Annotated in this window: 22 protein-coding genes and 1 pseudogene; 10 read left to right on the top strand and 13 right to left on the bottom strand. The window is 60.2% G+C overall.

Going from position 1 to position 21,922, the window contains the following annotated elements:
- Nucleotides 1-105 precede the first annotated feature (105 nt).
- Nucleotides 106-2,787 (top strand): bifunctional acetate--CoA ligase family protein/GNAT family N-acetyltransferase, encoded by a 2,682-nt coding sequence (locus AC0L3L_RS16275; protein ID WP_473638314.1) that lies wholly within the window; start codon nt 106-108, stop codon nt 2,785-2,787.
- A 23-nt stretch (nt 2,788-2,810) separates the two neighbouring features.
- Here the strand turns inward: AC0L3L_RS16275 and AC0L3L_RS16270 are convergent, their stop codons facing one another.
- On the bottom strand, nt 2,811-4,376 hold the full coding sequence (locus AC0L3L_RS16270) for a bifunctional aminoglycoside phosphotransferase/ATP-binding protein (RefSeq protein WP_473638313.1): 1,566 nt from the start codon (nt 4,374-4,376) through the stop codon (nt 2,811-2,813).
- 67 nt (nt 4,377-4,443) lie between these two features.
- Nucleotides 4,444-4,842 (bottom strand): c-type cytochrome, encoded by a 399-nt coding sequence (locus tag AC0L3L_RS16265; protein ID WP_473638312.1) that lies wholly within the window; start codon nt 4,840-4,842, stop codon nt 4,444-4,446.
- Between the two features lie 282 nt (nt 4,843-5,124).
- On the opposite strand from AC0L3L_RS16265, the gene AC0L3L_RS16260 reads away from it, so the two are divergent.
- On the top strand, nt 5,125-5,847 hold the full coding sequence (locus tag AC0L3L_RS16260; protein WP_473638311.1) for a universal stress protein: 723 nt from the start codon (nt 5,125-5,127) through the stop codon (nt 5,845-5,847).
- A gap of 97 nt (nt 5,848-5,944) precedes the next feature.
- On the opposite strand, the gene AC0L3L_RS16255 is transcribed toward AC0L3L_RS16260, so the two are convergent.
- The gene (locus AC0L3L_RS16255) at nt 5,945-6,391 is read right to left on the bottom strand and encodes a pyridoxamine 5'-phosphate oxidase family protein (protein WP_473528571.1); all 447 of its coding nucleotides are present in this window, start codon (nt 6,389-6,391) and stop codon (nt 5,945-5,947) included.
- A gap of 156 nt (nt 6,392-6,547) precedes the next feature.
- Nucleotides 6,548-7,375, bottom strand: coding sequence for a universal stress protein (locus AC0L3L_RS16250; RefSeq protein WP_473638310.1), 828 nt, complete (start codon nt 7,373-7,375; stop codon nt 6,548-6,550).
- Between the two features lie 210 nt (nt 7,376-7,585).
- Between AC0L3L_RS16250 and AC0L3L_RS16245 the strand changes: the two genes are divergently transcribed.
- The 3 genes from AC0L3L_RS16245 (at nt 7,586) to AC0L3L_RS16235 (ending at nt 8,924) form a co-directional block, all read left to right on the top strand.
- Nucleotides 7,586-7,969, top strand: a complete 384-nt coding sequence (locus AC0L3L_RS16245) for a phasin family protein (protein WP_473638309.1) — start codon at nt 7,586-7,588, stop codon at nt 7,967-7,969.
- Between the two features lie 51 nt (nt 7,970-8,020).
- The gene (locus tag AC0L3L_RS16240) at nt 8,021-8,431 is read left to right on the top strand and encodes a c-type cytochrome (RefSeq protein ID WP_473638478.1); all 411 of its coding nucleotides are present in this window, start codon (nt 8,021-8,023) and stop codon (nt 8,429-8,431) included.
- 106 nt (nt 8,432-8,537) lie between these two features.
- Entirely contained in the window at nt 8,538-8,924 is a 387-nt protein-coding gene (locus AC0L3L_RS16235; RefSeq protein WP_473638308.1) for an SDR family oxidoreductase, read from the top strand.
- Between the two features lie 318 nt (nt 8,925-9,242).
- Here AC0L3L_RS16235 and fixJ read toward each other — a convergent pair whose 3' ends face one another.
- On the bottom strand, nt 9,243-9,857 hold the full coding sequence (gene fixJ, locus AC0L3L_RS16230; RefSeq protein ID WP_473638306.1) for a response regulator FixJ: 615 nt from the start codon (nt 9,855-9,857) through the stop codon (nt 9,243-9,245).
- Nucleotides 9,847-11,334: a PAS domain S-box protein gene (locus AC0L3L_RS16225; protein ID WP_473638477.1), complete on the bottom strand. Its 1,488-nt coding sequence runs from the start codon at nt 11,332-11,334 to the stop codon at nt 9,847-9,849. Before AC0L3L_RS16225 ends, fixJ begins: the two co-directional genes overlap by 11 nt.
- A 290-nt stretch (nt 11,335-11,624) precedes the next feature.
- Here AC0L3L_RS16225 and AC0L3L_RS16220 point away from each other — a divergent pair, with 290 nt between their 5' ends.
- Nucleotides 11,625-12,437, top strand: a complete 813-nt coding sequence (locus AC0L3L_RS16220) for a universal stress protein (RefSeq protein ID WP_473638305.1) — start codon at nt 11,625-11,627, stop codon at nt 12,435-12,437.
- A 228-nt stretch (nt 12,438-12,665) separates the two neighbouring features.
- Nucleotides 12,666-12,935, top strand: a complete 270-nt coding sequence (locus AC0L3L_RS16215) for a DUF6455 family protein (protein ID WP_095489234.1) — start codon at nt 12,666-12,668, stop codon at nt 12,933-12,935.
- 446 nt (nt 12,936-13,381) lie between these two features.
- Here the strand turns inward: AC0L3L_RS16215 and AC0L3L_RS16210 are convergent, their stop codons facing one another.
- From AC0L3L_RS16210 to AC0L3L_RS16195, 4 genes are all read right to left on the bottom strand, one after another.
- Nucleotides 13,382-13,813: a DUF6691 family protein gene (locus tag AC0L3L_RS16210; protein ID WP_473528542.1), complete on the bottom strand. Its 432-nt coding sequence runs from the start codon at nt 13,811-13,813 to the stop codon at nt 13,382-13,384.
- 15 nt (nt 13,814-13,828) lie between these two features.
- A complete protein-coding gene (locus tag AC0L3L_RS16205) occupies nt 13,829-14,254 on the bottom strand; it encodes a YeeE/YedE family protein (protein ID WP_473638304.1) in 426 nt (141 codons plus the stop codon).
- 19 nt (nt 14,255-14,273) lie between these two features.
- A complete protein-coding gene (locus AC0L3L_RS16200; RefSeq protein ID WP_473638303.1) occupies nt 14,274-15,305 on the bottom strand; it encodes an MBL fold metallo-hydrolase in 1,032 nt (343 codons plus the stop codon).
- 339 nt (nt 15,306-15,644) lie between these two features.
- On the bottom strand, nt 15,645-16,526 hold the full coding sequence (locus tag AC0L3L_RS16195) for an Acg family FMN-binding oxidoreductase (RefSeq protein ID WP_473638302.1): 882 nt from the start codon (nt 16,524-16,526) through the stop codon (nt 15,645-15,647).
- Nucleotides 16,527-17,014: 488 nt separating this feature from the next.
- On the opposite strand from AC0L3L_RS16195, the gene AC0L3L_RS16190 reads away from it, so the two are divergent.
- Nucleotides 17,015-17,551, top strand: a complete 537-nt coding sequence (locus AC0L3L_RS16190; RefSeq protein WP_473638301.1) for a flavodoxin — start codon at nt 17,015-17,017, stop codon at nt 17,549-17,551.
- Nucleotides 17,552-17,816: 265 nt separating this feature from the next.
- Here the strand turns inward: AC0L3L_RS16190 and AC0L3L_RS16185 are convergent, their stop codons facing one another.
- Both AC0L3L_RS16185 and AC0L3L_RS16180 read right to left on the bottom strand, forming a co-directional pair.
- On the bottom strand, nt 17,817-18,347 hold the full coding sequence (locus AC0L3L_RS16185) for a flavodoxin domain-containing protein (RefSeq protein ID WP_473638300.1): 531 nt from the start codon (nt 18,345-18,347) through the stop codon (nt 17,817-17,819).
- 337 nt (nt 18,348-18,684) lie between these two features.
- Nucleotides 18,685-18,876, bottom strand: a complete 192-nt coding sequence (locus AC0L3L_RS16180) for a hypothetical protein (RefSeq protein WP_473638299.1) — start codon at nt 18,874-18,876, stop codon at nt 18,685-18,687.
- Between the two features lie 388 nt (nt 18,877-19,264).
- Between AC0L3L_RS16180 and AC0L3L_RS16175 the strand changes: the two genes are divergently transcribed.
- Nucleotides 19,265-20,014 (top strand): DUF4336 domain-containing protein, encoded by a 750-nt coding sequence (locus AC0L3L_RS16175; RefSeq protein ID WP_473528536.1) that lies wholly within the window; start codon nt 19,265-19,267, stop codon nt 20,012-20,014.
- Between the two features lie 250 nt (nt 20,015-20,264).
- Nucleotides 20,265-21,260: an alpha/beta fold hydrolase gene (locus AC0L3L_RS16170; protein ID WP_473638298.1), complete on the top strand. Its 996-nt coding sequence runs from the start codon at nt 20,265-20,267 to the stop codon at nt 21,258-21,260.
- 286 nt (nt 21,261-21,546) lie between these two features.
- Here the strand turns inward: AC0L3L_RS16170 and AC0L3L_RS16165 are convergent.
- Nucleotides 21,547-21,795 (bottom strand): annotated as a pseudogene (locus AC0L3L_RS16165) (NapC/NirT family cytochrome c); the annotation flags it as partial.
- Between the last annotated feature and the right edge of the window lie 127 nt (nt 21,796-21,922).

Raw genomic sequence — 21,922 nt, 5'->3', positions numbered from 1 at the left:
GAACTCGCGCAACAGCTAATCGCGATAACCGCAGAACGCTTTGATCCAACGCAACGAACGGGCAAGATCGACTGGTGATTATCGCCGGGAATAGGAGGCACAGGGTTGACCATCCGAAATCTCGAACATGCATTCGCTCCGAAGTCGGTTGCCGTCTTCGGCGCGTCCGTGCGTGACGGCTCCGTCGGCCGCGTTGTTTTCGACAACATCGTCAATGGCGGCTTCGAAGGCGAGATATGGCCGGTCAACCCGAAATATTCGCAAGTGGCTGGTCGGCGCTGCTATGCGAAGGCGGCCGACCTGCCAGGCATTCCCGACCTCGGCGTCATCGTGACGCCGCCGGAGACGGTTCCCGGCATCGTGCGCGATCTCGGCGAAAAGGGCACGCGGGCAGCGATCATCATCACAGCCGGGCTGACGCATGAAAACGGATTGCGTCAGGCCATGCTCGACGCTTCGAAGCCCACTCTTTTGCGCATCATCGGACCCAATACGCTCGGACTGATGATCCCGCCTGTGAAGCTCAACGCAGGATTCGCGCATGTGGCAGCCGGGCCCGGCAACATCGCGCTGCTGTCGCAATCCGGCGCCATTGCCACATCGCTGATCGACTGGGCGGCGGACAACAATGTCGGCTTCTCGCAGATCGTCTCGCTGGGCGACATGGCGGATGTCGATGTGGGAGACTGCCTCGACATGCTGGCGGGCGATGCGCGGACGCGGGCCATCGTGATGTATCTCGAAACCATACCCAATCCACGCAAGTTCATGTCGGCGGCACGTGCCGCCGCACGCATCAAGCCGGTCATCACGATCAAGTCGGGCCGGCATGAGCAGGCAGCGAAAGCCGCGGCGACCCATACCGGGGCGCTGTCGGGCGCCGACCGTGTCGTCGAAGCTGCGTTGCTGCGCGCCGGTATCCTGCGCGTCAAAGGTCTAACCGAACTGTTCGATGCTGTTGAGACGACAGCCCGTTTCGCTCCGCTGCAACGAGCCCGCGTCGGCATTGTCACCAATGGCGGCGGCGCCGGCGTGCTTGCCGTCGATCAACTCATCGACTGTAACGGCGAACTGGCAGAGCTCTCGCCGGAAACAATCGCCCGATTGGAGGCCGTCCTGCCTGCCACCTGGTCCCACGCCAATCCGGTCGACATCATTGGCGACGCTTCGCCGGAGCGCTATCGGGTCGCGATCGAGGCCGTCGCGGCCGATACCGGGACCGACGTTGTGCTGGTTATGAACTGCCCGACCGGGCTCGGCTCGCCGCTTGCTGCGGCAAGCGCCGTGGCGACACTCGCGCGGGACGGCAAGATAGGCAGCAAACCGGTCCTGACCTGCTGGCTTGGCGAACACACCGCGCGCGAAGGACGCCGTGTTCTTCAGAATGCCGGAATTGCCAGTTTCGAGACGCCTGCGGACGCCGCAACAGCCGTCTCCTATCTCAGCGACTGGTCGCGAGCCCAGCGGGCGCTGATGCGAGTGCCGCCGAGCCGCGGCGAGCACACGATGAGCGATCGAGAAGCCGTGCTTGCCATTTTCAGGCAGGTCGCCAAAGAGGGTCGGCGAATGCTGACCGAACCGGAAGCCAAGGCGGCGATCTCCGCCTATGGCGTTCCCGTGCCCGAGACCATTGTCGCCAAAACCGCCAGCGAAGCGGAAAAAGCCGCCGGCCACCTTTTGAAGAGGGCGGAAGAGGTCGTCGTCAAGCTGCTGTCGAAGGCGATTTCGCACAAGTCCGACATCGGTGGCGTGGTGCTCAACCTCGCGACCGCCGCAGCGGCCGGAAAGGCCGCCAGGTTAATCGAGGCGCGCGTACGCAAGCAGGCTCCGCAAGCCATTATCGAAGGCTATACGGTCCAACCCATGGTGGTCCGGAAACAAGCGCAGGAACTCATACTGGGTATGAGTTGCGATCCCATTTTCGGCCCCGTCGTCCTCTTCGGTGCCGGCGGCGTTGCGGTCGAGGTGATGGACGACATAGCGATCGCACTGCCACCGCTCGACGATGTGCTTGCCGGCGACCTGATCGAACAGACGCGGACTGGCCGCCTGCTTGCTGGGTTCCGCGATCGCAAGCCGGCGAGTCGTGGGGCAATCGTTGCGGCGCTCAATGGGCTGTCGCAGATGATCGTCGACTTTCCATGCCTCGTCTCCCTGGATGTCAATCCATTGTTGGCCGACGCTGATGGCGTGATCGCACTCGATGCCCGCATCGAGATCGAGCCGGGACGCGTCGAAGAACCGGGGCCGAACCCGGCGCTCGCCATCAGGCCTTACCCGTCGAGCTGGGATAGGGATTTTTCGGTGGCCGGCGCGCACTATCATATTCGGCCGATCAAGCCGGCCGACATCGCGCTCTATCCGCAATTCCTCGCCAGGATTTCTCCGGATGATCTGCGACTGCGTTTTTTGTCGCCGCGCAAGAACTTCTCTGACCAGATGCTGAAACGGCTCACACAGCTCGATTATGACCGCGACATTGCTTTCGTCGCGCTGGAAGCGAGCACCGGCGCGCTGGCAGGGGTCAGCCGATTGTCCTGCGATCCGGATCACACTGTCGCCGAATACGCCTTGCTCGTACGCACGGACCTGCAGGGTCATGGTCTCGGCTGGGAGCTGCTCAGGCAGATCGTCGACTATGCAAGGGCCGATGGGATCAGTCGGATCGAAGGCATTATGCTCAACGAGAACACCAAGATGTTGGCAATGTGCCGCGAGTTCGGCTTTTCGGCAGGGCATCATCCGAGCGAGCCCGGCCTAGCTGAGGCGACGCTCGAACTCCGTTGAGGTCGATCACCTGCGGCAACCAGTCAGGAGGCCGTATGTAGGGGCGATCCTTCCTTTTGGGACGTATGTCTCTCGGAGAGCCTTCTCAACTCGGCGGCGATGTCGGCGAGCTTTCGATCGGCGTCGACCTTGCGCCAGGTGGACGGGGTGGCGTTTCGTTGCAATTGCCGCGACAAGATATCGACAGTGGCGTCGGAAGGACCGCCGCTGCGCTCGCTCACCCGCTGGCAAAGAACGAGCGGATCCGCCTCCAGCCAGAATCCGGCGAAGGCAACGTCTCTGCCGTTTGCCGCCTTCTCGATGCGGTCGCGATCGGCCGGCCTGTCGAAAACGGCATCGGCGACCACCGAACCGCCTTCGGAAAGGATCAGGCCGGCGCGCCATGCCATTTCGCGGTAGACGCGGTCCGACACATCAGGTCGATAAGCCCTGTCCGGCAGCTTCGTCTCGGCCGGCACACCGTGCATCGCTTTGCGGATGCGGTCGCTCTCGACAATGCGCGCGCCGGGCGGCGCGCCGACATGTGCGGCGAGTGCCTCGGCAACGGCCGTCTTGCCGGAGCCGCTCAAGCCGCCGATGGCGATCAGCCGAGGCGGCCTTGCCTGGAGAAGTGTTCGAGCGAGCTCGAAATGAGATCTGGCCTCGGCAATCAGCCCGCCGGAATCGGCACTGCCTTCCTCGATCTGGGTTGCGGTGACATGCGCGCGCACTGCGGCCCGCACTGCCATGAAAAACGGCAGGAGGATGAAGCCGTCCTCGTCGTCTGCTTCGTCGAGGTAGCGGTTCATCACCAGGTTGGCGAGTTCCGGAAAGCCGCGATGCCAGAGATCCATCAGCAGGAAGGCCAGGTCGTAAAGCACATCGATGCTGGCGATCTGGTCATTGAATTCGATGCAATCGAAGAGGCGGGGCTCTCCGTCGAAGAGACAGATGTTGCGCAGATGCAGGTCGCCGTGGCATCGTCGGATCTTGCCTGCCGTCTCCCGCCGGTCGAGCAGCTCGCAATGACGGGCGAGGGCGGTGCGAAAAATCCCGGTGAATGCCTTTATCTCGGCTTGCTCGAAAACATGGCTGGTGGCAAAGCCGGCTTCGTTGATGGCGAGCACGCCTGCCATATTAGAGGATCCGCTGCCGTTGTGGATCTCTGGCGCGCCGCGATGATAGCGCACGATCATGCGCGCGACCGCCGTCATCAGCGCAGGCGTCAGTTCGCCACCGACTACCATTCGATCGAGCAGCTTCGACTGATCGAAGCGGACCATCTCGATCGCCGCATCGACCAGGTCGCCGCTTCCGTCGAAGGCGAGCTGGCCGCCGGCCTCTCGCGTGATGCGCCGCACGCCAAGATAGAGGCCGGGCGCGGTCTTGGAGTTGAGCTCGACCTCCTTTTCGCAAGCGGCGAGCCGCAGGGCCGCGGTCGAGAAGTCGACATAGGGCAGCTTGACTGCTCGTTTGATCTTGTAGGCGCGCCCGCCAACCAGGAAGATACGCGAGATATGGGTTTCGATCGCCTCGACCGGTCCGCTTTCGCCATACGTGGCAGAGCTATGCAGAAATGCGACGGTGGCCTGCTGGTCTTCGACGATCATTGCCTGCCTCCTGTTCGCCTGCGCCTGCGAAATGACCAAAGCCCTCCCGAGGAAGTTGTCCCTCGAGTTATCGCTGCAGGGTCTGGACGTAACCGGCCAGTTCATGGATCCGTTCCCTGGTGACGATTTCTCCAGCGTTCCGGCCGTATTTCCGGGCGTCCCCGGGAAGGAACTGTCGACCCCAGACCGGCATGTCGCGATCGTCATGCTCCGGCACCATGGTGCGGCCGTCGATCACCGCGAAAACGCGCCAGTAGGGGAACTCGCCGCCGTTCTGCTTGGACAGGTGCGTCAGGTCCGCCGGGCGCTTCAACAGTTCATCGGCAAGGGGTCCGTCGCCCTTACCTTCGGGACCATGGCAAACGGCACAGGAGTTCATGTATTCCGACTTGCCGTTGCCGACTTCCTGGGCGCCGGCCGCGTTGAAGGCCAAACCTGCAAAAGCTACTGCGATCAGGATTTTCACTTACGAATCCACCAATTGCTTGCTTGGGTGAAAGCTACAGGCCGGGTTAGCGAGCACATTGATGCGCATCAAATGCCGCCACGCTCACGGTGTTTGATTCAGCGCAATGAACGCGCCGGCTGCACTCGTTAATGACTGAAACCACGACTGATCCTTCCCTTAGAATGAGGAGTTGCCGCCGTGACTTTCAGGACACTGCTTACGATTACCGGACCGAACCAGGGCGAGGGCGATCTGAAGCTCGCCGCCTCGCTGTGCGAACAGATAGATGCCCATCTCTCCGTGCTGGTTCTCGAGCTTGCCGCGCCGCCCTCAGGCGGTGAGTATGTTGTTGTCCTCTCACCAACCTGGCTGGAGGAGCGTCAGGCCGACCTGAAAAGGCTCAAGAAACGAATTTCGGAGGTCGCGGCATTTGTTTCCCAAACTGCCGTATCGGTTGATCTGAGCGACGACTATCCCGATACCGCCTGGGCGGACGAGATCATCGGAAGGCGTGCCCGCTACGCCGATCTGGCCATTCTGGGGCCAGACCTGCTCGCAAGCCATATACTGAAGGATAAGGTCATCGAGGGCGTCTTGTTTTGGTCCGGCAGGCCCCTTCTGCTCGTCCCCGAGGGCTCGCGGCCGACACTGAAGCCGAAACGCGTGCTCGTCGCTTGGGACGCTCGTCTGGAATCTTCGCGTGCCGTGCGCGAGTCACTGGACCTGCTGATAGGCGCTGAAGAGGTGCACATTGCCATCATCGATCCGGTTGAAGATGAATACCACCATGGCGCGGAACCGGGCGCAGATGCTGCGGCCTTTCTCGCACGGCACGGCGTGAAGGTTACGGTCGACAGGCTGCCGAGCTCGAACCATTCAGTCGCCGACGTTCTTCGCCGGCACGCTGTCGACACCGCCGCCGACCTGATGGTTATGGGCGCTACGGTCATTCGCGGCTGCGCGAGCGCATCTTCGGTGGCGTCACCAAGTCGATGCTTGAGAATCCATCGCTGCCGATCATGATGGCCCGGTAGCCATTCCAAGAAGCAGTCGGGCCGGCGCAATACTGCCGGCCCATGCTTTTGGAGCAACTTGCTGGGCCGAGAGCTGGCGGAACAGTCTACTCGCTTGCTTCCCGGCCCGACACCTGTTCGATGAGAATCCGGAAGAATACGTGGGATATGCTGTCCGACACCGGGGGGGTGACCGGCTTGAGTGCGCCAGGCTCCCACCAGTCAGAGTGCTTGCTCAACACCGACCACGCATGGTCGCGTTGAGCCTTGTAGCCGATCCGGTCAGGCAGCTCTTCATAGCGGCCATCGACCACCACGCTTCTCCATCCCCGCCCTTGGCCGCGTTCGTCGATCTGGACGCACACCCGCGGATTGGAACGCATCCAGTCGATTTTCTTGCCCGGCATGGAAAACGCATAAAGATGATTGTCTGCGTGGGCATAGTAGAATGGCACGACGTAGGGCTGGTCGTCGTTGGAACATGCCAGCCGGCCTACGCGATTGCTCGCCAGCACTTTGCTGCATTCCAAGACCGAAAGTGTGCGGATCAGCATCGGTGGGATCTCCTGTTTTCTTTTCTCGGCTATCCTGTCGGTCGTCGTTTCATATCGCTCAATTCGGCTCGGCGTGTTTTGGAAAGCATCTGGAGGCTTCTTACATGGGTCGAGTTTCCTTTGACCTACATAGGTGCGGCGCCAGCGCGCGCGATCTCAATTCGATAAAAGTCGGTGGAAAGATCCAGCCTGAAGGACAGAGCGTGTCACGCCTCCGAAAGCCCATTCCCGAGCCCGGCTATGACCATAACCGCCCAGAACAATGAGATCAGCTGCAATCTGCTGCCCAATCTGAAGAAGAATTTCTGCCGGCGCTGACCGGCGGCTATCCATCACTTCGGATCGTGCCTTCACTCCATGACTTGCCAGAAAACGCTGCGCGTCCTCCACGCCGGCACGGCACGTCACCTCACCACCACCTTCAACGGTGGCGATCACCACGTCTCTAGCGTCGACCAGGAATGGCAGAGCGTCAACGACGGCGCGCCTGGCCTCGCGTGTGTCATTCCACGCAATCAGAACGCTCTCGGGCCTGAATGGCGCAAGTGTATCCGACGCAACAAGAACGGGGCGGCCCGCGGACAGAATCAGGCTGCCCGCATCCACGGTCCGGTGATGGTCGATCATGAAATCCTGCATCGGAGGCCCGACAACAATCAGATCGGAGGCGCGAGCGTTGAGCGCAAGCTGCTGGGTCGGATTGCCGACTACGCCCCGCCATGAGGCCCGGTCACTGCCGTTGACGGTACAGAGGAATTCCTCTTTCAGGCAATTTAAATGACCTTCTATTTCATCGACCTGACACCATATCGCCTGCGCGGTAGACCCGTCCTCCATGCCCCTTGGCATGACGAAATGCCCTTCAGCCGCGCAGAAGGCGATAAGATCGGCGTCATGCGGTTGTGCAAGCTCCCATGCGAACGCAACGCGCGGTGCAGCGATGGCGTCAATGTCCAGCTGAACCATAATCGTCCTGAAAGCCATCACCCAAGCTCCTTCGCACTTGGCGCAAGAGGGCCACGAAAACGGGCCAAGGACCTTGATGCGCATCAAAAACGGATGAACTCAAATAGTGCTGGTCGCTTCACTTGCGTCGTTGATCTCGATCAACGACCAGTCGATGACGGCGGCTAGACTAGTGTTGTTTGGCAAACATTTAGGTTCACGGTCGCGGCCCCACAGGGAGTAATCGCCATGAAAACCAATGCCGGGTCCTCGCACTTCGCCTTACAGCCCTTGCCGACAGCGACGAATGGCCAGAAGTTGCTCATCGCAGCAGCTGGCCTTCAGGCCCACGCTCTCAAGGCAATGATGCGGTATCAGGTCGAGACGCTATCTTTCCTGAAGCACCGCTGCGAGCAGAACGTCAAAATGGTCGATGATCTCGTCGCGGGTAGCGAATTCAACGACGCTTTCGATGTGCTCAGCAACTTCCTTCAGAACGCGACCTCGGAATATGCAATGGAAGCCGGCAAGGTAGCCTCGATCAGCTCCAGACTTGCTTCGGAAATCGCAAGGCATATTCGCAGGCAAGCTGAGGCGACGATCGAGGACATGGCAGCAAGCACGGTGGCCTGACGAACTTTGATCGAATCAAAGCCAAAGACACCCGAGGGCAAAGGCATTCCGATGAGTTTGAAGTGGGTGACTTGTCTTTCAGTGTATTCTGCCCACGCGGCTATTGTCGCTGGAGTGCTTGGGCTAACTACCGTGTTGGTGAGCGCCGATCCTATCGCGCACGGAAGGGCACTGGTTGAGGTCAATTGCGCGCGATGCCATGCGGTTGGACAAACAGACGTGAGCAGCCATCCCGACGCACCTGAACTTCGCAAACTTTCGCAGCGTTATCCGCTCACTGATCTCGAGGAGGCACTGGCCGAAGGCATTTCAACCGGTCATCCGGATATGCCTGAGTGGGGTTGCCAGCCCAGACCAGATAGAGGCAATCATCGCTTATATCGGAAGCTTGCAAAGACCCACGCCCAACAAGCGCTCGTGGAATTGATCTGGCGCAACCAGAACAGTGGTGCGGTTTTCTAGCTAGAGTTATTGGATTTTGTGGGATCCAAGCAATGTCTCGCCGGTTCAATGCCGCCACTACTCGCAGATATACCTTGCACCGCATGGCCAGAGATGATTTCGCGCGGTGGATGGCGCGATCAATTTCCCGGTATGCGCGGGGGGAGGCGCGATCGTCAACATGTCATCCATTCTCGGTTCGGTTGGTTGGCAAAATGCCTGCGCTATGTGGCGACCAAACATGCCCTCGTTGGACTTACCAAAGGTCGCGGCCATAGAGTATGCTGCGCAGAATGTTCGCGTTAATGCGGTTGGGCCGGCGTTCATTGATACGCCTCTGCTGACGAAGAATTTGGATGCGGAAACGATTGGGAATTTAGCAGCATTGCATCCAATCGGCCGCCTGGGAAGTCCAAGGGAAGTGTCGGCACTGACGTGCTTCCTCCTCTCCGGGGGCGCAAGCTTCATCACTGGCAGCTATCATCTCGTGGATGGTGGCTACACGGCCAGATGAGGTAGGTGCTGACGGGCACGTTGCTGTTGGCTCTCGCCCACTTGGAAAATGATTCAGATCAAGGCGGGCCTGCCGCTTCCTCGCATCATAGGGAATGATGTGGAAGCCAATCTCAAGCGCTCCGTTCGGTCGTGAACTCGAACTCGCCGTCCTCGACGACGACGGCGAACATGCGCTTGTATTTCCCTGCGTAAAGGGACCGGAAGGTTGGAAAAACGCCGCCACTGGCGCGCGGATCGACATCCACCCAACCCACTGGCGCGACTGGGCAATAGAGAGGGCTCCGGCAAACGCTGGCACGCCCTTTGGCGCTCATCCCTAGAAACTGGATTCGACAATCAATGCCATGCGTACGAGATGCGACAGGCTGTTCGCGCCCATTTTGCTCATCACATTGGCGCGATGGATCTCGACCGTGCGCGGGCTGATGCCTAGATCGTAGGCGATCGTCTTGTTCGGCAGGCCCGACACAAGCCCGTCCAGCACCTGCCGCTCCCGCTCTGACAGCGTCGACAGACGGCCATAGATTTCCGAGGATTGAGGGTGATCTGCATGGACCTGGTGGCGGTTGCCCAACGCCGAGCGGATCGCATCGATCAGAATATCGTCGTCGAACGGCTTTTCGATGAAATCGGTAGCACCTTCCTTCATCGCCTGAACGGCGAGCGCCACATCGGCATGACCTGTCATGACAATGACCGGAAGCGTATGTCCGCGGGCCCTGAGCTGGCGCAGGAACTCGATGCCGTCAATGCCTGGCATACGCACGTCGGTCACGATACAGCCGTCGAGATTGCCCGTCGCCGCGGCCAGAAAAGCTGTCGCCGATTCGTATAGTCGTACAGCGACATCAGCCGTCGCCAGCAGAAAACCAAGCGACTTGCGAACATCGACGTCGTCGTAGACCACATGCACAAGATCGTTACTGGCCATTGGCGACTTCTTCCTTCTGCACGATGCGCAGGGTGAACCGGAAAGCGGTTCCTCCAGCGGGCATTGCCTCGGCCCAGATGTGACCACCGTGCGATTCGACGATAGTGCGGCAAATGGAGAGGCCAACGCCCATGCCCTGCTTTTTGGTGGTGACAAATGGCTGGAAAAGCTGGGCAGAGACTTCCGGCGCTAGTCCAGTGCCTGTGTCGATCACACTCACCTCGGCCATTCCGTCATCGAGGGCGACGGTCGTGACGTGCAGCTCACGGCGTGGTGCTCCTTGCATGGCTTCCACCGCGTTTCGCATCAGATTGAGCAGGACCTGCTGGATCTGGATGCGGTCGGTCAAGACCAGTTCGGCGGCCGGGTCAAGCTTGTAGCTGACGCGCACATCTATTTCTCTTGCCCCGACCAAGGCTAGGGAGGAGGCTTCTTCAATTACTGCAGGCAGGCGTTCTACCTGACGCTCACTCTCACCTCTGGCGACGAAGTCCCGAAGATGGCGAATGACATCTCCGGCCCTCAAGGCTTGGTCGGCTGCCCTTTCAACCGCTTCCCTCAGCATCGGTGCATTATCATCCGTGCTTTTTTCGAGAAGCCGTCGGCTGCCCTTGAGGTAATTCGTAATGGCCGTGAGCGGCTGGTTGATCTCATGTGCCAACGTCGAGGCCATTTCGCCGAGCGCGGTAAACCGCGCCATATGGAGAAGCTCCTGCTGCTGCTCCTGTATTCTGGCTTCTGCCTTGTGGCGTTCGGTCAGGTTGCGGCAGAAGCCGGTAAAGAAGCGGCCGGTCCCGGGATGCATTTCACCGACCGAAAGTTCCATGGGAAAGGTCGAGCCATCCTTGCGCATTCCCGTGACCGTGCGGCCGAGCCCGATGATCCGGCGCTCTCCGGTGGCAAGGTAGCGGTGCAGATAGGCGTCATGCTCTTCGCGATAGGGCGACGGCATCAGCAGACTGACATTTTGACCGAGGACTTCGCTGGACTGGTACCCGAACAGTGTTTCGGCAGCCGTGCTGAAGGACTGAATACGGCCTTGTTCGTCGATGACGACCATTGCGTCGGGCACCGTCGCCAGGATCGAGCGCAAATGATCTTCGCGCAATCGAAGGGCGGCGTTTGCATAGGAAAGCTCGCTGACGTCCGTGCCTTCGACAAAAATAGCCGTGATGCGACCATCGTCGGCCTTAATGGGCTGATAGACGAAATCGAGGATATGCTCTTCGGTCGGCTCGTCATCCTTGTTGCGAAGAGCGACTTTCACCCCCCGGCCAATATAGGGCTCACCAGTTGCGTATACCTGGTCCAGCAGTTCATAGAAGCCTTGGCCTTCAAGCTCGGGCAGGGCCTCGCGCACCGACTTTCCAATAACCTGCCGTTCACCGATCAGGCGTTGATAGGCGGCATTGGTCAATTCGAAGACATGACCCGGCTCACGCATCAACGTCATGAACCCCGGGGCCTGCTCGAACATCAGGGAGAGCCGGTCGTGATCGGCCGTGGTGGCCGGCCCTTCACCGCGAGCGTCGGTTGATAAGTCACGTGTTTGTTTGTCGTCCAAATGAAGTCCTTTGATCGGGGAACCCGCAACGCAGTCTAGTTATCATTCATCGCTTTGCTGCACATCTCTTCCAGCAATGCAAACCGATCAAAACAGCGAGCCGCGGCCGAGTGGGTAGGTGCTTTTGACTCGCATCAAGGCGTCGAGTGCCGGCGGATGCACTTCATTATCGCATTCAAGCACTCCAGCGAAAGGCGACTGCGATGTCCTACAAGTCAATTATTCTAAACCTTGCCGTAGATGCACCTCCTGCATCCATGGTGAAGTTGGGGATCGAGCTTGCGGAACGCTTCGGGGCTCACCTTATCGGCCTGGCGGCTGCAGACGTCCCGCCGCTCGTCGCGACCGGCGACGGCATGGTCTATGAAGGCGAGATCATGCAGATCCAGCGGACGGAAATCGAAAAGCGGCTTGCCGAACTGCGTGCCGAATTCGAGAGGCTGGTTCCTCCTTCGATCAGCAGCGAGTGGGGGCAGGAAGTCTGCAACCCGACCCGCTTCCTTAGCGTCTCCGCCCGCGCGGCCGACCTCATCGTTACCAGCGGCGAGGAGGGAGAAAATGTCTATCGCGCCGTGGGTGTCGGGAGCCTTGCTCTCGGCACAGGCCGGCCAGTCCTCGTCACCGCAACCAATGTCGAACATGTTTTGGCAAAGACCGTGCTGGTCGCCTGGAAAGACACCAGGGAGGCGCGACGGGCGATAGCGGATGCATTGCCTTTCCTGGCCCGGGCGAATGAGGTCATCGTCGCCACCATCGATACCGACCGCAGCGAAAGCGCCCGATACAGCCTCGCCGATGTCGCGGCTTATCTAGAAAACCATGGCATCATGCCACAAACAGAACTGCTCACTGGCGAGGCGGATGGCGACCATCTGCTGGCGTTTGCGCGCTCGATCCACGCTGATCTGATCGTCTCCGGTGCTTACGGCCATAGCCGCCTCCGGGAATGGGCCTTCGGCGGCGTCACCCGCACGCTGATCGAAGACAACGGCATCAATCGCTTCCTGTCGTATTGAAGGTCTGTCGAACCCACTCACCGCCCTAATCGACGGGCCGGAATCAGCCCATCCGGCACCCGTTTTCGTCGAAGATGGCGCGGCTTTCGCGCTCTGAAGTTGGCAACCGACAACGCAACCGTTTGCAAGATCCACTGCTCGAGTCGGGAACGGAGCATCCTGTTGACCGAGATCAATGTCGTCTGCCGCCAATGTGGCAATGATTGCCAAAATGCAGGAGTGAACGACATGACGTTTCTCGACTACCTGATTTCGATTGACGCCAGGACGGCCTTGATGGGCCGCATGATGCGGAGGCTCGGCGTCGACAGACAATTGAAGGTCGTGGCGGACCATGCAGCCGTCACCAATCGGGCGGTGGACCGCTGCCGCTCCTGCGGCCATCAGGACGAATGCTCGACCTGGCTCGACGAACACCAGCAAGCCGATGATCCGCCGGATTACTGCCGCAACCGCGACCTGATCGCACGGCTTCAACACGCAGCCGGCCAACGCTAGAAAGGTCACCACAAATGCGTCTGACGAGTGAACGCAAACGGAACTTATGCCGATAGATTTGCATCCCATGGGACCAGGCAGTTTGGACAATCTATTTCTTCTAGAAGCATTTCTGCTCTTTATTGCGCCCGGGCCAACCAATGCTCTTTTGATGGCGGGTGCGGCCAAGCGAGAGAAGGCGATCGCAGCGCCATGAGCCGCCGTTCCCGGCGGATCTCCGGACCGGAAGTTCACGCTCCGGCAGGTGTCGACCCCATGGGTCATTTCAGTAGCGCAGGCAGGACAATTCGGGTCAAGAATTCCGGTTCAGCAACATCGAAGCAGCGCCAGAGCACGTCCGTCTCTTAAAGCAACTGGCCGGGGCCGTTCTGTTGTCGCTTCACTACAAGGGAAATCTCTCTCCCTGCCATGACGTACGGTACTGGCACCGGCGATCAAAATCACAGCTATTGTGCTCTCCAGGATGACTGCTGCTCCCGCCAGACCTTTGTCGCTGCCATCCCAACCAGCATGGCTGCTACGAACAACCAGACCTTCGGCTCCAGCGACACGAGTGCTGCGAGCGCCGGGCCGGGACAGAATCCTGCCAGACCCCATCCGACGCCAAACAGTGCGGCGCCGCCGACGAGCGGCAGGTCAATCTGCCGTAGGGTCGGCAGGTGGAATTTGCCGCCAATCAGGGGAGTGCCGCGAGCGAAGACCAGCCTGTATCCGATCGTCGCGGTGGCAAGGGCTCCCCCCATCACAAAGATCAGCGTCGGGTCCCAGTTCCCAGCCACATCGAAGAAATTGAGGACGCGAGCGGGGTTGACCATGTCGGAGAGCGTGAGCCCGGCGCCGAAGACGATCCCGACCAGGAGCGATAAGATGATGGGCATGCCGGTTACCTATAGCTAGACGATGTGACGAATGATGAAGACGGTCACCGCAGCAGTGACCACGAATGTCGCGGTGGCAACAAGGGAGCGCATCGAAAACCGGGCGAGCCCACAGATGCCGTGACCGCTGGTGCAGCCCGACCCGAATGTCGTCCCAACGCCGACGATGAAGCCCGCGACAATCGTTGTCGGTGTGGCGGCCGGGAAGCTCAGGCTGCCCCAATCCTTCAGGCCAATAAAGGTCACCAGGAGTGCTCCCAAGGGCACGCCAATGACAAACGCCACTCGCCAGGGCGTGTTGGCCGGATCTCTGGCGGTCAACGCGTTGAAGACGATACCGCAAACTCCGGCGATGCGTCCGATGGTGTACATCATCAGGACGGCAGCGATGCCGATGAGAACTCCGCCGATGAGACCAGGGACCGGCGCAAACTCTGTCATGGTACCCTCGCGCTGGGTATCATTGTTCGATAGGTCCACCGGCAGCCTTCCAGGCAGCGATACCGCCCTGGATGTGACAGACGGAAGTAATACCTGCCTCTTGGGCGGCCTGAACGGCCATGGCCGAGCGTTCGCCGTAAGCACAATAAAAGACAATCCGCCTGCTGGTTCCGAGCGCTCTGAGCAGCCCCCCGGTTCCCAGATTGTCCCTGAGCTTCGGATAGGGCTCGTGCAGCGCACCCGGAATAGTCCCGTGCCGCTCACGCTCTGACTTTTCTCGCAGATCGACGAGCGCAATTTCCGGCCGTCCCAGCAATTCCACTGCGTCGCCTGCAAGAACCGCCCAGCCCCTCTGGGCGACGGCGTCCTGGGCCAGGCCAATGCGCATGTTGGCTGGAACCGCCACATCCATCATTTTCGGGTTTGGCAGCTTCAGATTGTTCATCAGCTCGACATACTCATCGACACATTTCACCTGCAGCCGCGGATTGCAGCGCTTTTCCTCACCGATGGTGCTAACGGTATCCCCCTTGTAGTCATGAGCCGGGTAGACCAGCGTGTCGTTGGGCAATTTTAGCAGGCGATTGAAGATCGAGTCATATTGGGCCCGGGCATCGCCATTCTGGAAGTCGGTTCTGCCCGTGCCGCGGATCAAAAGAGTGTCCCCAGTGAAAACACGGTCATCCAGAGCGAAGGAATACGAATCGTCGGTGTGACCTGGCGTGTATATGACATCGAGGCTGACACCCTCGATGTCGAGTTTGTCGCCATCGGCCAATCGCATCGAGACCACATCGGCCTTGGTGTTCTCGCCCATTACGGTAATGCAACGGGTGCGATCCCTGAGTGCACCGAGCCCGGTGACGTGGTCAGCATGGAGATGCGTGTCGACCGCCTTGACTAGGCGGAGGTCGAGATCATTCATGAGCTGAATGTAACGGTCCACCTTCTCCAGGACCGGGTCGATAATGAGCGCCTCCGCGCCCCGTCGGCTGGCGATAAGATAGCTGTAGGTGCCCGATACACTGTCAAAAAGCTGGCGGAAGATCATTATCGTCCTCCCGGATGGCGCGACGCGCCGTGTGCTCTTTTATTCTTGTTAGTTGCCAGGGATGCTTAACCTGCCGAAGTCTGGTGGGTGCTTGCGATGGGCATTCAATGCCTCTCCCGCTGAGAGTGTCACCATGCACGAGCGTGTGCAAGATGGGTCTCCTGTGCGTATTGGGAGAGACTTAAGGGCCAGAAATGCCCGCGTAGAGGAGAAGGAAGGTGGACGCGGCCATCAGGACGTAAACGGCCGTGTGGACGTCGCGAATGATCGCCAAACGTTGAGCATTTGTCACGGTAGCCCGCCGAACGACGACGTCCACTGCTTCCACCCATTTGAAAGTCAGGCGGAAGCCAGGACTGCTTCCACCGGTCGGCGCGGCGAGAACGGCAAGGTGGGTCCGTAGCCGAAGCGCATCACGATGTCAGGCCTGCGGCCGGGCATCCCGACGAGGCTCGCGAGTTGGGGCCGCAGGGCGGCGACTTCGACGGGCTGGTTGATGAAGGCGTGCTTGAGGCCGAGCGCCGTCGCGCGCAACGCGAAGCGCTGGCAGGCGCGTCCCGCGCGCATCCAGTGATCCTTATCATCGCGCTCGGCCACGAAGATCGCGACCCCCGCCGAAGAACGCAACTGTCGGGCGTATTTGTCGTTCTCCGCCGTAACGCGGAAAAGCAGATCGAACATGAGGCCGCCGAGCCAAGCCGGCGCGGTCGGATTGCTGCTCGCCGCGCTGAAGAGACCATCGCCGGCTTCGAGCGCTTGGCGGGGATTGAAGCGCAGCCAGTCCTTCAGCTCACGCACGAAGGTGGGATCGCCCATCTGTGCACTGTTGCCGGCGACGACTAGGTCGAGCACTCGCTCAACTTGCTGCCGGTCGGTTACCAGGATCAAATCGACGCCCGGGACGCGCGCGGCGGCTGCGAGGGCCTCCAGATCGGCACGGGCGACCGATTGCCCATCGTAATCCGCGCGCGTCGATTGACGCTCGGGGATCGCCTCGAAGAGGGCAGAGCGTTCAGCGGGCCCGGCGCCAAGCTCGAAGACCACCGAACCGTTGCCGGTCAGATCGAACCGCAGTTCGCCGCCGCGACCGCGCGCGGCGGCGGCGATAGCGAGGTTCTCGACGGCGCAGCCGAGGCTGGCGAAGAGATGATGGTCATCGGGATCCACGACGGGCGTGCGCCGCGCGAAATCCGGGAGAATTGCTATGCGATTTTTCAGCAATGCCGAAGCGCCAAGGCGGGGTGTTATGGCCGTTCGCGGCCAGTGTCGCATAGCGGACGAAGTCTTCGAGTTCCGGATGTTCGGAGAGTCTCGCTCGCGCCGCGGCGACCGCAGCGGCGTAGTCCGTCATCGAACCGGTAGTTGAGAAGCTGAACGCCGCCCCACCGACACCAGCTAGCGCTAACGCAGCGCCTCCGAACATGAGTTCCCGTCTTTTCATCGCATTCGCTGGCCGCTCTCAAAAACCGAGGGTCAAATGCAGAAGTTTTACTGTGGGGGGCATTGATGTGGGTCAAAATGCATGAGGTCCCGAATCCAGGTCTTCGCCGATCCCGTCCTCGCTCGATCAGGCCGGGGCGAGCGATGCCATCAAGCCCCAGCGTGATCCAGATCAAGGCGGGCGACGGCATCAATTGGAATGAATTCACCTGTTGTGCACGGGTTCTTCGGAAGAAGCAGTTAGGAGAGCAATCGATGGCGATGAACCGTTGAAAGCCGTCATTGTCTACTTCACCGTCTCAGGTCACACGCAGGCCGCGGCGCAATCCGTCGCCGCAGCACTGGGTGCCGACTTCGAGCGGATCGAGGCAACAGAGCCGCTGCCGAGCAGCATGTTCGCCCTGCTCGCCGTCGGCGGCTTCGCCGCCACGACGAAGCGCACATGGGCCGCCAGGCCTGCGTCCCGCAAGCTTGGCCATTACGATCTCGTCATCATCGGCACGCCGATTTGGGCTTGGTCGCTCAATCCGGTCGTCCGCGGCTGGCTGCAAGCGAACCCCCTCCCGGCCGAAATGCCCTATGCGGCATTTTCAACGGTAGGCGGTACCACAGGTTCTGGCGCCTTCGATGACATGGCCGCCATCGTCGGTCGCACGCCTGTCGCGACAATGACGATCTCTGACGCCGATCGGAAGTCCGGCGGGGATGTGCGCCTCATCGAACGCTTCGTCGCGGACGTTCGGGCAGTGGGCGCGCGCCGGGTCGCTTCGTCGCCGGTATATGGCGGCAACGGGGTCACCGGTTGAATGAGATCGCTGGAATTCTGTGCGTCCTCTCACTTCTGTGCGGCAGCTCGACGTCGTTCGACACACGTCTCGCGCCGCCCTCCTGCTGCTGCTTCCTAAATTCCTGGGAACGGCGTCGCACCCTATGTCGTGTAGACCAGCGCCAACCCGGTTAGGCTGGTTAGGCTGACTCTAACCCATTGCCAATTCACATGAAAAACCGTTCGCAAGGGATCATCGGGATCGCCGATCGGCGAGCACTAGATCGACTTTGGCACTTCCTTGTCTAGCCGGCCGTCTCAAGAAATCGATCAACGAAGTCGGCGAGGGCGTTCCAGTCAGTGAATTCGTGATCGCGCTCAAGGCTCTGATCGCTGCTGCGTTTCATGACGACGAATTTGACGAACTGCTCCTGGAAGTAATCGTACTTGGTGAAGCGCAAAGCACCCCCGAGAAGGAGGGTCATGCGTGGTTGCCACCCTGTCACGGACACGAAGCGATCCACGTAGTTTTGCGCTTCCGTCTTTTGGTCTTCCAGCGCCGCCGACAGACTGACGGATATGAGGGCTGAAGGCTTAGTGTTCAGCAGTTCGTGATGGGCAAACACGAAGTTCGTGACGATTTCCTGGTGGTGCTCCTGGTGGACCGACGCGGCAATGACGAACGCGTCGAAAGGTCCGAGCTTCAAATCGGATGCGAGCGCTGCGCTATCTTGCAGCTCGACCTGGTGCCCGCGCTCGCGAACATGCGTTGCCGTCCACGCGGCAATTTTCCGGGTCTGCCCTTCGGTCGTTCCATAGACAATCAGGACGTTCACGATTTCCCTCCGACAACAGCGCCCACGTCGGTTGCCAAGAGGGGCCTGGCGCGGGCTAATGTGTCCAGGGTGGCGGGCTTCGCCGCTTGCGATTTCTGTCTCTTCTTCGCGGCTACGATGAGTCAGAAATCCTCCCTTCCTCGTTAAGCCAATTATGTCTCACAGGGGCGATGTCAAGTTGTTTGAGACAAGTCATGCGAAGCGTTGCAGACTGCCCGGTGATCGGAAGCCCTGCATCACCCGCTCCCGTTTTCGGCGGTGTGTTCGGCTTGGCCGGGACCATGACCGCTCAGCCAAAACCTCCAGGCAAAAGCGCGGGGTATCGGTGGTTGTGGGCTTATGATGCTTGTGCTTTGCTGACTTTGAAGTTCCACAGGATGGGAAGCGAGGTCGTTTCCGGCGGCTTTCTCGTGTTCAGCATCGGCGAGGGCGTCACAATGTCCGGAACGGCGGCGGGCGCGAACACGAGCGTCCCTTCGTTCGGCGCTGGCGTCGCGCTATGGGCGACGGCGCTCCTGCTCATCAGCATACCAAAGCAATTCCCGAGCCGGGTTCGGGGTCGGCATCGTCGCAGGCAGCCTTGTTCTTGATCACCGCTGCGGGGATTTTCTGGGCGAGCAAGTGTCGCCCACCACGTCGCCGCTGCCGTTCTTCGCTATCCCTTCAGGTCGTCCCTTTCGTCGGATGGATTCGGGCGCTGCTGCAACAACGCCGACATGAGTGGAACGTCACGTCGACATTGCGCCACCCGGACTCGTGACGCCGCCTCAAAGGTCGGCGTAGGGGTCGATCCTTCGTCTATCTCTTGGGTCGAAGAAGGGTGGTGGGGAGCCGACCTTCAGGCCAGACGCATTGCATCGCCAATGCAACAATCAGATAATCTTCGCCTTGCGCCGAGCTGATGAAGTGGAGCGGCTGTGAGTGCGTCCCTTTACGAGCCGGTGAACGTCTACAAACCTCAGGGACCCGGTATTGGCGTCGTTGACGGTCCGTTTGAGTATCTGACCGTAGCAGGAATAAAACTTCCGCTGCCATTCACCACTCGGATGACGGTGGTGCGCCTATCGAACGGCGATCTATTCCTTCATTCGCCCATCACGTTTGCTTCGACGCTGGCCGAAGAGTTACGGAACTTGGGCAGAATTCGCCACCTCGTGTCACCCAACCAGTTTCACTACGCTCATATCGGTGAGTGGTCGAAGGCTTTCCCTGAGGCAACAACATGGGCATCACCCAGAGTCCGCCAAAGAGCACGCGCACGGCACGCGGATGTGACGTTCGCACGAGATTTGGAAGCCGATCCGCCTGAGGAGTGGCGGCGGGACATGGACCAGACACTGTTTCCCGGCGGCTACTTCAAAGAGTTCCTATTTTTCCACCAAGCTTCAAAGACGCTGATTCTTACAGACACGATCATCAATCTCGAATTGGACATGATCGATGAGCCTTGGCGCACGGTGACCAAGCTGACTCGGATGGCTTACCCGCACGGGCGGACCTTCTTTGGCATGCGGCTGCCAATTCTCCTGCATCGGCGGAAAGCCCAGGCAGTGATAAGCAAACTCCAGTCGTGGCAACCGCGGCGGGTAATTCTCAGTCACGGCCGCTGCTTTGATGCAAATGAAGACGAGATTGTCCGTAGAATATTCGGAAAGTCGGCTTGGTGACGCAGTGCTTTGGGGGAAGCCAAATGCCATTTCGGGTCAATTCAAGCGGCCGCGCACGGCGGCTCTGGAGAAGCGCCAGGAAGGTCTGGAATTGGCGCACCTTTCCGGTCCACGCTTTCAGAGATCGGAAACGCGGAAACTAGCATCGGAGGGTGGCTCCTGGCCTTCCCCAGGATGTCGCGATCGGTTTGAGGTACATCAAGGCGCCCCGGACTCCAGCGAATAGGATGGCACAAAGTGGATTTCGAGAATGGCGGTCATGGTCGGGATATTGGCGGTCTCCATCGTTGTGCTGGCCGCCGGCGGACTGGTTTTCCTGTTCTACAACAATGAGATCAGCCGCGCGCGTGCCGCGGTCGAGAGCGGAGCCAAGGTTGCGAAAACCGCCGCCGGGCCGATCGAATACGCTGATAGGGGCGATGGCATTCCGTTCCTTTCTATCCACGGTGCGGGTGGCGGATGGGATCAGGGCTTGGCCAACGTTGCCGATCTCGTCGGGGACGGCTTTCGGGTCATCGCCCCGTCGCGTTTCGGCTATCTGGGGACACCAATCCCCTCCGTTGCTTCGCCCGCCGCTCAGGCCGACGCGCATGCGGCGCTGCTCTCCTCACTTGACGTCGACAAGGTCATCGTTGTCGGCATCTCGGCTGGCGCGCGCTCGACAATCGAACTCGCTCTTCGCCATCCGGATAAGGTGGCGGCGCTCATTCTGATCGTCCCTGGAACATACGCGCCCGAGAGCCCTGTCATGGTCGAGGGCAGTCGTGGCAGCGCGTTTGTCTTCTGGCTGGTCAATGCCGGAGCTGACTTCGCCTGGTGGGCGACCGAGAAGATTGCTCCGTCGGCTCTCATCCGTTTCATCGGCGTGCCGCCGGAATTGGTCGATGCAGCCTCGGAAGAAGAGCGGAATCGGGTGATGACCATCATTCGCAGCATCGAACCGCTTTCGCGGCGCTTCCCCGGCATCAACATCGACAGTACGTCCGATCTCCAACGCCTGCCTCTCGAAATGATCGCCACGCCAACTTTGGTCATGTCGGCCCGAGATGATCTGTTCAACACGCTGCCCGCGGCCGAGTTCGCAGCGAGCACGATTCCAAACGCAAAGTTGGTCGTCTACCACACTGGCGGGCATCTCCTTGTGGGGCACGAGGAGGACGCAAGGGAGGTGGTCGGCGACTTTCTTGCCCAGGCCAGGGTGGCGCCGTCGTCTAAACCTCCCCTGGCCGCGTCAGCCCGGCCATAGCCGCCGCGATAGGGCTGGTTGCCGGACGAGCAGGCGAGCCGCTCGAGCCGATTCTCAGTAATCAGGGCGGTGCATTGGGCGAGGGATAGTTCTCGAATTATCATGGCGGGACTCCTCATCGAAGTCTCACAATGCGCGCGTCACAGGCTACCGTCGTTGTCTCAGATCAATGTCGCTCGGCGATAGCTCCAAAGCAAATGTCGCTTCGCAGCGTCAACTTAAGCGACCTGGCCCGCCGTCCAACCGATCATCTGGAAGCGTCGTCGTCGTCCAAGCTCCACATCATTCAGTGTGGGGACCGCGCAATCCTTTCCAGGCGATCGAATACAGACGCCGCCGGCAGTTCCTCCCCCTCAAGTTCGGGTGGAACTTTCCAGCCGGGATCGACGCCTTCCATGTTCGGAAGCTCGTGGGCGATGCCCTTGTGGCAGTCGATGCAAGTGGCCTCGCCAGACAGGAGGTAGCGCGTGTGGATCGAGGCCGCGCGCTCGGTCTGTTTGGACAGGTCCATCGCCACCGAGGAATGGCAGTTGCGAAGAACCTGCGCGCAGGCGATGCCGCTGTGCCGTGCCAATCGGCAGCTTCGCCCATTCCAAGATTGCGGGTCCCTGATATATTACTCTGACCATCTCGTTCGCAGGATCCGTTTTGCGCATATGCAG

It is taken from the genome of Mesorhizobium sp. WSM4849 (assembly GCF_055811385.1).
The sequence above is the reverse complement of the archived record's forward strand: the minus strand, read 5'-3'. Positions and strand labels throughout refer to the sequence as shown.